The 12,276-nt window shown below is 52.4% G+C and carries 6 protein-coding genes, 1 tRNA gene and 1 pseudogene; 4 read left to right on the plus strand and 4 right to left on the minus strand.

All coding sequences use genetic code 11. From position 1 onward, the window contains the following. Positions 1-836: pseudogene (locus CRP01_RS42810) on the minus strand (hypothetical protein); the annotation flags it as partial. 304 nt (positions 837-1,140) lie between these two features. Here CRP01_RS42810 and CRP01_RS41145 point away from each other — a divergent pair. From CRP01_RS41145 to CRP01_RS41155, 3 genes are all read left to right on the plus strand, one after another. Beyond that, a complete protein-coding gene (locus CRP01_RS41145) occupies positions 1,141-2,175 on the plus strand; it encodes a hypothetical protein (RefSeq protein ID WP_099155944.1) in 1,035 nt (344 codons plus the stop codon). 164 nt (positions 2,176-2,339) lie between these two features. Beyond that, positions 2,340-3,419 carry a lactonase family protein gene (locus tag CRP01_RS41150; protein ID WP_170110762.1) on the plus strand — a complete coding sequence of 360 codons (1,080 nt, stop codon included), beginning with the start codon at positions 2,340-2,342 and terminating at the stop codon, positions 3,417-3,419. 38 nt (positions 3,420-3,457) lie between these two features. Next, positions 3,458-6,673: a S41 family peptidase gene (locus CRP01_RS41155; RefSeq protein ID WP_099155946.1), complete on the plus strand. Its 3,216-nt coding sequence runs from the start codon at positions 3,458-3,460 to the stop codon at positions 6,671-6,673. Between the two features lie 76 nt (positions 6,674-6,749). Here CRP01_RS41155 and CRP01_RS41160 read toward each other — a convergent pair whose 3' ends face one another. From CRP01_RS41160 to CRP01_RS41165, 3 genes are all read right to left on the minus strand, one after another. Next, the gene (locus CRP01_RS41160) at positions 6,750-8,993 is read right to left on the minus strand and encodes a hypothetical protein (RefSeq protein ID WP_099155947.1); all 2,244 of its coding nucleotides are present in this window, start codon (positions 8,991-8,993) and stop codon (positions 6,750-6,752) included. Between the two features lie 238 nt (positions 8,994-9,231). Then, positions 9,232-9,349 (minus strand) — tRNA-OTHER (locus tag CRP01_RS42660). Positions 9,350-9,402: 53 nt separating this feature from the next. Then, complete coding sequence (locus CRP01_RS41165; protein ID WP_099155948.1) at positions 9,403-10,785, minus strand: RtcB family protein; 1,383 nt, start codon at positions 10,783-10,785, stop codon at positions 9,403-9,405. Positions 10,786-10,904: 119 nt separating this feature from the next. On the opposite strand from CRP01_RS41165, the gene CRP01_RS41170 reads away from it, so the two are divergent. Continuing rightward, a complete protein-coding gene (locus tag CRP01_RS41170; protein ID WP_099155949.1) occupies positions 10,905-11,942 on the plus strand; it encodes a helix-turn-helix transcriptional regulator in 1,038 nt (345 codons plus the stop codon). Positions 11,943-12,276 lie beyond the last annotated feature (334 nt).

The following is a 12,276-nucleotide window of genomic DNA, read 5'->3' on the forward strand; positions in this document are numbered from 1 at the left end:
TTGGCATAGCCTCGGTCAAGTACATGAGTTAAGCTCCCAATCTCCTGTTTTACAGCTCTTAATAATCGATAGATAATGCTGGGGCCATCTTCTTTAAATTTACCCCGGGTGGTCCACCAGCTCATCTGACATACACTGGGCACACTCCCAAGAGCCGACAGCATGACGGCCGTCCACTTAAAACCGGGTACGCAGATCCGGCTTACCGGAGGCCGATAAAAGCCTCTTTTGACTTTGGTCAGCCGTCGGCCTTTGCTACTGTATACACTACACAGCCCTTGCAAAAACCAACTCTCAGGCTTCTCTATCCGGGAATCATCCCACAGCATTAACGGCCGCTTACTCTGTTGCTGCAAGGCTTGCACGTTTTGACGGGTACGCTCGAATAAGAACTGATCAACTACCGATGCCGTCCACTTTTTAGACCGTAGTAAATTGCTGATCCGTTTGGTACCGGCCGGAGCGTGAGCCGGACCACAAATATAAGCCCCCAACTCACTCAGGAGTAGCCCCATTTTACTGTGACGAAAAATAAGAATGGAAACGAACAGATCGAAAAAGGTACGCACCAGGCGTTTGTCCAGTTGACGATCCAGTACCTGATCTAGTGGAGATAAATAAGCAGCAACCTGACACAGTAAAAATTGTGATGCTTTTGGTGCACTTTCCTGATTTAACTTATCTTGCAAACGTTCTTTGAACATAGCCCCTTGTGATTTGGTGTGGTCAGATACCCAAATATACAAGGGGCTTTTCCTTTTCCTCATAAAATAAGCATCCCGAATTTCAGCATAGGCCAAAATTCGGGATGACTCATGTTTCTCGAAAGAAGTCATTGTAAAACTTCGCGGCTTCGCGGCCTTCGCGGTGAAGACAAGCTTTATTAAGTTTAACTGTTCGACATTACATTTTCCCATATCCAAATCCCCCTCGATCCTGCAATTTCCCCACCCCTAATGGCGGAAAAACGCGCCGGAACGGTCATTCGCTAACCCAGCCCGGCCAACCAAAAATTAGGTAACCTTTTTCTCCTTCTTTAAATATACATTACAAGTATTGATCGGAATTGCCCTGGTATTAATAGAAATTCATTGCCGATCAGCACATTACCACACTATTTTAGATAAAAAACTCACGGCCATGACCCGTATTCACCGCACCTGCTTTTTCCTCTTACTAGCCATCCTGCCCCTGACCCAGTGGGCCCAAACTCCGGAAGCAACCGCTATCGCCACTATTTTTGATCACTGGTATACCGGAGATGATCAAACCATCGACCTTCGGATCCACACCAATCTGGGGCAGTTGTTCCGCAACCCGGATAAGGAAGTCTATCAGGAAGCGGAAGTATCCGTCACCTTCGCCGACGGGAGTACGGAAGACTATTCCGGCAAAGTACGCCTGCGGGGAAACATGCGCAGGGAGGTTTGCCAAATCCCCCCACTGAAACTCAAATTCAAGAAAAAAGACATGACCGATCGCGGCTGGCTGCCCCATAACGACCTGAAGATCGTGCTGCCCTGCCGGAGTACCATGCCCAGTGAACAGGATCTGATCGCCGAATTCCTGACCTATCGCATGTACGGACAGATGTCCGCCCTGAGCCTGCGGGTACAAATGGTCCGTATCCACCTGACCGACAGCGAAGGTAGAAAGAACGACCAGGAACTGCTGGCCTTTATCATTGAGCCCGTCGAGACTTTGGCGGCCAGATTTGCCCTGCAGGAGGCCGAGCGCACCAGTTACCGGGAAAGTTTTCTGGAGAAGGATCCCTACCGGCAAATGGCCTTCTTCCAGTACATGATCGGCAATACCGACTGGAATGTTTATAATGGCCATAATCTGAAATTTATCGGTGGTGCTCCGTTCAAAAGACTGGTTGCCGTACCTTATGATTTTGACTATTCGGCCGTAGTGGGCACCAGTTACGCCGTACCGCACGAATCCCTGCCTATCCGCTCCGTAACCCAGCGCCTCTACCGGGGTTTGAGCTGTGAAGAACAGGAAGCGCTGGATCTAATCCAGTTTTTCAGCACCCGGGAAGCTGAATTATTGCAACCCGTTCAGACTCATCCCCTTTTGGAGAAGGGTAAGCAAAAAGAGATGCTCAACTACCTCGAAGGCTTTTTCCGCCAGCTGGATAAAACGAAAGGATTGGTTGCAGAGTTAAAATAATCAGGATTGCGTACCTTTAGGGCAAAAGTGACCTTCTTACTAATATGCGACCTAATATCTACTTTGTCCTCCTTAGTCTCTTATTCACTGGTAGTTGTACCTCGAAGTCCGTTACCGAAAATACCGAACAGGTGCCTGCCCGGGAAGTCTCAAGTTCAAACCGTATGCAAGCATTTGTAGGTACCTACACCCGCAAGGAAGGCCATGTGGACGGTAAAGCCAAAGGGATCTACCAGATCTCCGCTGACACCAGCGACGGCCAGCTGTTCCGCGTGAGCACCGTTCCGAACATCGTCAATCCTTCCTATGTGATCTATTCGCCGGACGGCAAATATCTGTATGCCGCCAGCGAGATCGGCGGCGGTACGGATTCTACCGGTTATGTATACGCCTATTCCCTGAGCGGGGAAAAAACCCAATTGCTCAACCGGCAGATGTCCCACGGCCTGGCACCCTGTCATCTGGCGGTCCATCCTTCCGGCAAATACCTTTTCGTAGCCAACTACATGGGCGGTATCGCCGTATACCCCATTCAGGATGACGGCAGCCTGCTGCCCGCTTCCGATGTGCAGTACCTGGAAGGCTCCGGTCCGCACGCCCGGCAGGAGGCATCTCATCCGCACTCGGTGACCATTGACCGCGAGGGGCGCTTTGCCTACGTGGCGGATCTGGGTACCGATAAGATCATGATCTTTCTGATCGATCAGAACAGCGGCAAACTCGAACCGGCCGCTACCCCATTCGCCCAGGTGGCCCCGGGCGCCGGTCCGCGACACCTGACCTTTCACCCCAACGGGCAGTTGCTCTACGCGATTAACGAACTCAACAGCACCATCACCGCCTTCAGTTATGATCGTGCCGACGGACACCTGCAGGCCCTGCAAACCGTCAGCACCCTGCCCATGGATTTTACGGGAGATAATACCTGTGCGGATATCCACATTGAGCCGGGTGGCCGCTATCTGTACGGCTCCAACCGCGGGCACAACAGCATTGCCCTGTTCGAGATCGATGACAATAACGGCGAAATGACTCCCAAAGGTCACCAGAGCACTTCCGGCGAAGTTCCCCGGAACTTCGCGATCGACCCTTACGGGAAATTCCTCTACGCGGCTAATCAAAACAGCGATAACATTGTTTATTTCAGGATCAATCCGGCCAGCGGCAGACTAGAGCCGATCGGCGAACTGAACATTCCGACCCCGGTATGTATCCAGTTCGAACCGGTGCGGCCACCGAGCTAAACCGGCTACCGAAAACCGAATAAAACCACGCACTCAATATGAAAAAACTCTTCTACCTTATCGTTCTGCTGTCCGCAGGACAGATCACCTTTGCCCAGGGCACTCGTTTACTGAGACAGCCGACGCTTTCCACCGAAAAGATCGTTTTTGTTTACGCCGATGATCTCTGGATGGCCGATCGTAATGGCGGCACTGCACAAAGACTAACCAGTAACGAAGGCACCGAAAGCGAGCCGCATTTTTCTCCCGATGAACAATACATTGCCTTTACGGCCGAATATGACGGTAATACAGACGTATATGTAATGCCCGCCGGTGGCGGTAATCCACAAAGGCTGACCTTCCATCCGGGTGCGGATGTAGTGCAGGGCTGGACGCCCGACAACAAGGTCCTGTTTCGTTCCGGGCGGGAAGGCTATCCCACCCATTTGAATAAGCTCTATACCGTAGACCTGGAGGGCAACCTACCCGCAGCGATCGGCGTACCGAGAGCGGCCTGGGGAGAAGTTTCTCCCGACGGGAAACATATCGCCTACGTACCCATCACTTTCTGGGACCCGGAATGGCGTAATTATCGCGGCGGACAGGCCATGCCGATCTGGATCGTTGATCTGGAAACCAAAGAACTGATCCGTACGCCCCAACCTACCCGCGAAAGACACCTCGACCCGGTCTGGTACGGCGACGAAGTGTTCTTCCTCAGTGAAAGAGATTACGCCAGCAATATTTGGGCCTTCAACCCGAGCACCCAGGCGCTTCGCCAGGTTACTTTCCACAAAGATTACGACGTCAAAAGCCTCGACGCCGGCCCCGGCGGCATCGTCTACGAACAGGGCAGTTATCTGCACCTGCTGGATCCCGCCAACGGGGAGAGCAAACAGGTCGCTATCGAGGTGCGTGGAGATATGAACTTTGCGCGTCCGCGCTGGGAAGATGTGGCAGCCAATGCCCTGCGCAATCCGCAGATCAGCCCCAGTGGAAAAAGAGCGCTTTTCGAATACCGGGGCGAGATATTCAGTGTACCCAAAGAGGAAGGTGACTGGCGCAACCTGACCAACAGTTCCGGCATTGCCGACCGGGCGCCGGTCTGGTCGCCTAAAGGAGACCGCATCGCCTGGTTCTCGGACGAAAGCGGAGAATACCGACTCGTCATCGCCGACCAGTTGGGCAGTGTGCAAAAAACACTTCCTTTACCCAATCCGACTTTTTATTTCCAACCGGACTGGTCGCCGGACGGCAAATTCATTGCCTATACCGATACCGATTACAATATCTGGTACGTCAACGTTGAAACGGGAGCTACCCAAAAAGTAGATACCGACCGCTACGCCCACCCCAACCGGGACATGAACCCGGTCTGGTCGCCGGACAGCAAATGGATCGCTTACGCCCGGCAACTGGAAAGCCACTTCAAAGCGATCTTTGCTTACAATGTCGAATCCGGAGAACGCCACCAGCTTACCGACGGCATGGCCGACGCCATTACGCCCGTTTGGGATGAAGCGGGGAAATACCTCTATTTTCTGGCCAGTACGAACTACGGGCTTAAATCCGGTTGGCTGGATATGAGCAGTTACGATCCGGATCTGAGTCGCAACCTGTACCTGATCGTGCTGGATGACAGCACATCTTCTCCCTTCATGTGGAAAACGGGTGATGAAAGCACCGGCGAAAAGAAAAAAGAGGAAAAGAAGGACGAAGAAGTGCAGGTGAATATCACCCCGGCGGGCATCAGCAACCGCATTCTGGCCGTTGACATTCCTTCCCGTAATTATACAGGGCTGCTCGCCGGACCGGCCGGTTCGGTGTTCATACTGGAATCCGTTCCCAATGAAAGTGGTGCGGTATTGCACAAATACGATCTCGAAAAGCAGGAGAACTCCGAATTTATGACCGGTGTTCGGGAAGGAGTCACCTCCACCGATCGCAAATCCATGCTGGTACGCACCAACGGCTGGTCCATTGTGGACACTAAATCCAAACCCAAATCGGGAGACGGACGCCTGTCGATGAACCTGCGCATCAAGATCGAACCCGGAGCGGAATACCAACAGATCTTCAAAGAAGGCTGGCGCTACATGCGGGATTTCCTTTACGTGGAAAACGTGCACGGCGCTCCCTGGGATAAAGTCTGGGATTGGTACAGCCCCTGGATAGCGGACGTTCGCCATCGCTCGGACCTCAACTATGTACTGGATATCCTGAGCGGTGAAGTTTCCGTCGGTCACTCCTACGTACGGGGAGGCGATATGCCGGACGTGGAGCGGGTAGGCGTTGGTTTGCTCGGTGCGGATTATGCCATTGAGAACGATCGCTACCGCATCAAGAAGATTTACACCGGTGAGAGCTGGAACCCCAATCTATCGGGCCCGCTGGCAATACCCGGACTGGGCATTAATACTGGTGATTATATCCTCGGCGTAAACGGGCGGGAACTGGACGGCAGCCAGAACATCTATAGTTTCTTCGAAGAAACGGATAACCGCCAGACGGTACTCACGGTCAATAACACGCCTAACATGAACGGTGCCCGCCAGGTGACGGTAAAACCGATCTCCAGTGAATCCCAACTCCGCTCTTTCGACTGGATAGAGGGTAATCGCCGTAAGGTAGACGAACTTTCCGACGGCAAACTGGCCTACGTGTATGTGCCCAATACCAGTGGCAACGGTTTTGCGTATTTCAACCGCTATTATTTTGCCCAGCAGGATCGTAAAGGAGTAGTAATCGACGAACGCAATAACGGCGGCGGCTCGGCGGCCGATTACATGATCGACATCATGAATCGCCAGCTTTTCGGCTTTTTCAACAGTGCCGCCAACGACCGTCGTCCCTGGACAACTCCCATGGCGGGCATCTGGGGGCCCAAGGTCATGATCATTAACGAACGTGCCGGTTCGGGTGGTGATCTGCTTCCGTATATGTTCAAAGAAGCGAAGATCGGTCCGCTGGTCGGCACCCGGACCTGGGGCGGCCTCGTCGGTACCTGGGATACCCCTCCCTTCATTGACGGCGGCCGATTTGTGGCGCCCCGCGGTGGTTTCTACGATGTGAACGGAGAATGGGCCGTGGAAGGAGAAGGAATATCACCGGATATTGAAGTGATCCAGGAACCCAAACGGGTACTGGAGGGACATGATCCCCAACTGGAAGCAGCCGTGGAAGAAGCCATGCGCCTGCTGCGGGAAAATGAATTTGAACTAAAACCGGAACCGGAAGCTCCGGTGCGTTATCGCAGGCCGGAAGGTAATTAAAGCAGTAGCGCGTGGGGGATGGAGCCGGGGCAGAATGCCTCCAGATCTCCAACCCCACGCGCTGTGCTTACTGTTCCTAATCGAGGAACAATTGCGTCACAGCCGCTGCATTCATCGCCCACTGCAAATCATAGACCTCATCGGCTATTTCCGGATCATCCACGCATTCCAATTGCTGGGCTTCGGCTTTGATACTGAGCAAATGGCCAATGCTCATTCGGGAGTTTAGTTTTGCCAGCAAAGCTTCGACATTGCGAACGTCCAGATTCTGGACGACCTGTCCGCCGAAACTCATTTCCAGCCAGATGATCTCACGCTGTTTTACATCCAGTACACCGAATACGAGCCCTTTGCTAACGCCCTGGGTAATGCGCACCTGGTGTTGTACGCAGGAAGGATCGTAGGCCACTCCCGTGCGGGAGGAGATACGCATCGGATATTTACTGTCCATCCATCCTACCACCAGGTTCGGAGATAATGCTCCGGCACTGTAGGCATTGCAGGTAAAGGTAACGTATTTGGCACCGGCCCGGTCCAGTTTATCCACATTCACATCGATATACTCGGCCGTACCTACCAGGTTGGGAATGGACCGGATATCTCCACTGTGCTTACATCCCTTCGTGGTCAGTTGGGAGTAAGAACAATAATCCACCCGCCCGTCGTAGGCGATCTTACAACTGAGATCCATGTCCAGATGCTGAGCCGGCAATCCCTCTCCCCACTGCATGAACAACCGGATCGTACTTCCCGCTACGGGAAAACGGGTTCCCATCAGCGCACTGGGCATGTCCTGCAGGGTTTCACTGCGCTCGCCAATGGCCAGCGGCATATGATTCAGCATGGGATCCACGTAGATCTTCGTACCTACCGGAGTTTCCCCGACAAACCGACGGCGGATCACTTCCAGCGAAACGGCCTCTACCTGATCCTGCATGTCCTGCAGTCGATCCGGACCGTACAAACTCAGCAGCCGGTTGGGCGGAATGAGTTTGCGGGTTCCACCCAGCGGGCGCACCGAGCGATCATTGCCCGGCGTAAAGTAGTGCGGGGCGTACATGTTCAGGCTCAATACCAGGCGGGCCGGCACTTCATCCAGTACTTCCCGGAAATGCCGGATGGTTTCCTCCGCGCCGAACCACAGCATATTGGAAAAAAGAGAACGGGAAAACAATCCCGGCCGCTTTTTCAGCAGACGAAAGGTCTTGTCGGCATCCAAACGCAGGCGGTGGTGGCTGACGCGTCCTTCCCAAACGTCGTAAGTCTCATTGTAAAAGACGTCCAGCAAATGCGCCAGATTTTCGTAGCCCTTTTTTTTGCTGTATTCCGCCAGCCGCAAAGCTCGGATAAAACGCACCCACATTTCCCGCTTCGGATGCATCTGCTCACAGGCGGCTTCGGCCTTAAGCGACAGATCGTTCAGCCAGCGGGCGACCATCCGGCATTGCTTGCGGGAATATTTCAGCTTCAGGGAAGCCCGGGAATGAACTGTTGCCTGAGCACTCGTATCCAGTGGCTGGTACCGGTGGCGCTGATTCGCTGTGGTCCGCTTTACGATCGTTTTGGGCTGAATGACCTGCAGATAGCCGGTGTGCTTGTACCACAGGTAGCGCAGGATGTCATTCGGCGATTTGAAAAAACGTCCCGCTTCCGCAGCCCGATCCTGCTCGATCAGTGTATCCACTACTAGCATCAGGGTTTCCTTCATCCCGATCCGCAGTTCGGAAGGCAATGGCAACTCGGTCAGCAAAATTTTCAGGCTATCGACCTGGGTGGCATCCAGAGCGGTTTTGGAGCTCAGGAGCGCTTCGAAATAGTGCTGCAGGTCACCTTCTTCCCACAGTTCCAGTATTTTCAGTTTACTTCCCTGGTTGCGGAATTCCAGGGTACCGAAGGTAAAGGGCGTACCACAGAACGGACAACCGTTGTATCGCTCCAGCGGAAAGGTATTTTCCGGGATGAGGTGGCCGCAGGCCAGGGTGGTTCCTTTTTTGTAGCCCAGCACGTTGGCAAAAAGGGTCACTACGTGGTCCAGAGCGGATTCACCGGTCGGTACATCCCAGCCTTTCACCAGCGGGGTCCAGTTCTTATGCACGCCCATCACTTCCCGGAGCGTATCCAGGACGGCGATTTTATAGGCCGGATGGGTACCGTTCAATTTCCAGAGCAGGGACTCGGAAAAAGAGAAGCCCAGACTTTTTACGTTTGCCAGTAATGCGGACGTATGCTCATTGAAAGGAGCTTTTTCCTGCAGCACACAGGATTTCGGAATATAGATGGCCTGATTGCGCAGGCTGATCTTAAGTAGGTTAGTTTTCATCACATTCAGGTTTAGCGTGCATCGGAGGATCAGTAGGAGCAATGGAGTGCCAGATGGCCAAAAACCATACCTCTGGCCTTCCGTGATCCGGGCGTTTACGACCGGAAACGGAGGCTAATAAGATCCATCCGAAAAAAAGGTTAAAAAACTGACGGTAATCAGCAGACTGAATATATGGGCCGGCATTCGCCGGTTACCATCCCTAATTTGGAGTAAGTCTGTTTTGACCGTCAAAGGGCGGGGCAGGTGGGATTCGAACCCACGACCCGGGCGTTAAAAGCGCTGCAGTAAGTTTATATTGACCGGTTTCCCGGTAATGCATAAACTGTCCTGCTCTACCACTGAGCTACTGCCCCTTTGCGCAGGTAATCACAAGCGTATAACTTTGGGAAAGGTTTGGAAGTAACGCTTATTTGACCTGCTTTTTTTTGCGCCGTTTCCACGGCGCGTTTCTTTGCCAGTCTCCGGCCATGATACATCCGTAGGGCATCACTTCATCCACTACGGTACCCAGGCCGAAGGTATTCATCTGTTCACGGACCGACTGCGCATTTTTGTAGGCGGTCGGCAGTTCGGAAATATCGATCTCATTGGAGAAAAAGCGGACATCCAGTCCGGCGGTTTCCCGTGCAAAAATGGCTTCATCGCTCATCCCTTCCTGGCGCTTTTTATGCGCCGAACGGCTTAAGTTCCTACCCGCACCGTGCGGAGCAAAGCCCAGGTTATTTTCCGTGGTCTCCCCTTCTACCACCAGTACCGGTTCGGACATATTCAGCGGGATCAGGCGCGGCCCGGTAATGTCGGGCATAAAGCGCTCATCCAGCGGAGTAGCCCCTTTGGCGTGGTAAAAAAGATCACCCGAACGGAAAACAAAATTATGCTCGTTCCAGTATTGATCCTGAATTTCGGCTTTCAGCCCTTCACCGGTTGCTCCGTGGATCACCCGGTGGTTTTGCTTGGTCCAGGCGCGGATCAGCTGCAGGGCCGCCCAGTATTCCTGTCCTTCTTCGGTGTCAAAAGGGATCCAGGCATTGTGCTTCAGCGTATCTTTTGAGATCTGCTTGCGGAAACGCTCCGCCGTCTGCATTCCTTTTTTGTACAGCATCGCTCCTACCCCACGGGATCCGTGGTGCGTAACCATCATCGTGTTGCCGGTACTCGCCGAACGTCCCACGTACAGAAAATGGTTTCCGTCTCCCTGGGTTCCCAGATGAGACTGGGCCATTGCCAGAATTTTCGGATTGTTCAGAAAGCTATTGGCACGAAATGCTTCTTCCAGTTCGGTCGGTAGCTTGAATTGCTTGTCCTCTCCGCGTCCACCGGCTCCGAAATGCGTTACCGCGTGGGCTGCATCCAGTACGCGTTGCGGCTCCGTCTTACCAAAATCGGTCAGCATCACGGAACAGCAGATATCCGCGCTATGCATTCCCGGGTGGATGGCATTCTGGGTAATAACCACGCCTCCCACCGGAATAGTTCCCTTCGGTCCGGCCGGACAGGCATCCGGCATGATCGCGCCCCGTACAACGGTAGGCGTTTTCATCAATTGCCGCATGGACTCGACCACCTTTTTGACGTTCTCGGCCTCCAGTTCGTTTTCGGCTTCGATGTTCACGGCGAAAGGCTTCGCTTTATCGTGCAGTTCAATATGCGGTTCGGGTTTTATCCCATCCAGATAAGTCACGAGATCACTACCTTCCAACGCCTGCTCGTTGGCGTATGCCAGCGCCTCTTTAAACCACTTACCCGGCTGGTATCCCATTTCGATCAAGGTATTTCCGGTAATCTTCATGACTGATCTTTTTTAATTTTTTGATTCGTTTCAATTGACAATACAAAGCTGCAAGCCTACTGCGCAATTATTTTGCGCACTTGTAATTTATTTTTATTTTTTCAAAAAAATTGTGCGCTATGGCCCTAAATAAGAATGCACTTATCCGTTATCGCACCATCGACAAGTGCCTGCAGAACCGGCACCGGCGCTGGACGCTGAATGATCTGATCGATGCCTGCTCGGATGCGCTTTACGAATACGAAGGTAAAGATGCCGAGGTCAGTAAGCGTACCGTCCAGCTGGACATCCAGATGATGCGCAGTGATAAGCTGGGCTACAACGCCCCCATTGTTGTCTACGACCGGAAATTCTATACTTACGAAGAGGAGGATTTTACCATCACCGACGTTCCTCTGAACGAATCGGATATGAGCATCCTGTCGGAATCGGTGGAAATGCTGCGACAGTTCAAAGACTTTTCCCTGTTCTCGGAGCTGGGTGGCGTGATCCAGCGCCTGGAAGATCGGATCTACACCGAAAAGACCCACCAGCCGGCCATTATTCACCTGGATAAGAACGAGAATTTAAAAGGTCTCGAGCATCTGGATACGCTTTATCAGTCTATTCTCAAAAAGATCGTCCTGCGGATCACCTACCAGTCTTTTACGGCCCGTTCTTCCTCTGTGCTGCCCTTTCACGCCTATATTCTTAAGGAATTCAACAACCGTTGGTTTGTGGTGGGCCGAAAAGACGGAGAAGAACGCATTTTCACCCTCGCGCTGGACCGGATCATTCAGATCATCTATGACCTTTCCATTCCCTACAGGATGGAAAACTTCGATGCCGCAGCCTTCTACCGCAATACCTTTGGTGTAACGGTGATGACCGACCGGCAACTGATCAGTGTAGAATTGAAGGTAGACCGTTCCAATGCCCCCTACGTGCTGACCAAACCCTTTCATCACTCCCAACAATTGCTGGAACGCTACGAGGACGGTAGCATCCTCATCAGCATTTACGTTCATCACAATTACGAACTCGAACGCCTGATCCTGGGTTTTGGGCAGTCGGTAGAAGTGCTGAAACCACGGGTATTGCGCCGACGCATCCAGTACATCCTACGCAATGCCCTGCAAAATTACGCTCCTCCGGAGACGCCGTCGGAGGAGGATTGAAACCACAGTCACTATGAGTACCCTATTCAAAAATCCCCCTGATCCATTTAAATAAATAATCTGTGTTGCGATGTAACTTAGGTAGAGGGCATAGAGTATAGAGTAGAGGGATTAACTATCGTTAAAATGGAGCAAAATCGCTCATTTTAACGGTTGCAGTCTCTCTACGCGCTACCATTTACTTGTAATGACAAATCAACTTATATTACGAGTTACTAGGTGAGACGGATGCTGCATTCGGTACATATCAATTGGTTTTAAATTGCCAATTCCTTGATGTGATCGATTATAGTTATACTCCATCTCCCAGAGTTTTAAATAATATTTACGTTCC

It is taken from the genome of Flavilitoribacter nigricans DSM 23189 = NBRC 102662 (assembly GCF_002646595.1).
In the GTDB taxonomy this organism is placed as follows: domain Bacteria; phylum Bacteroidota; class Bacteroidia; order Chitinophagales; family Saprospiraceae; genus Flavilitoribacter; species Flavilitoribacter nigricans.

Bases quoted from the DNA above. Each gene is read 5' to 3' on its own strand.
- CRP01_RS41170 (WP_099155949.1), top strand. From the start codon at position 10,905: ATGGCCCTAAATAAGAATGCACTTATCCGTTATCGCACCATCGACAAG.
- CRP01_RS41160 (WP_099155947.1), bottom strand. From the start codon at position 8,993: ATGAAAACTAACCTACTTAAGATCAGCCTGCGCAATCAGGCCATCTAT.
- CRP01_RS41155 (WP_099155946.1), top strand. From the start codon at position 3,458: ATGAAAAAACTCTTCTACCTTATCGTTCTGCTGTCCGCAGGACAGATC.
- CRP01_RS41150 (WP_170110762.1), top strand. From the start codon at position 2,340: ATGCAAGCATTTGTAGGTACCTACACCCGCAAGGAAGGCCATGTGGAC.
- CRP01_RS41145 (WP_099155944.1), top strand. From the start codon at position 1,141: ATGACCCGTATTCACCGCACCTGCTTTTTCCTCTTACTAGCCATCCTG.
- CRP01_RS41165 (WP_099155948.1), bottom strand. From the start codon at position 10,785: ATGAAGATTACCGGAAATACCTTGATCGAAATGGGATACCAGCCGGGT.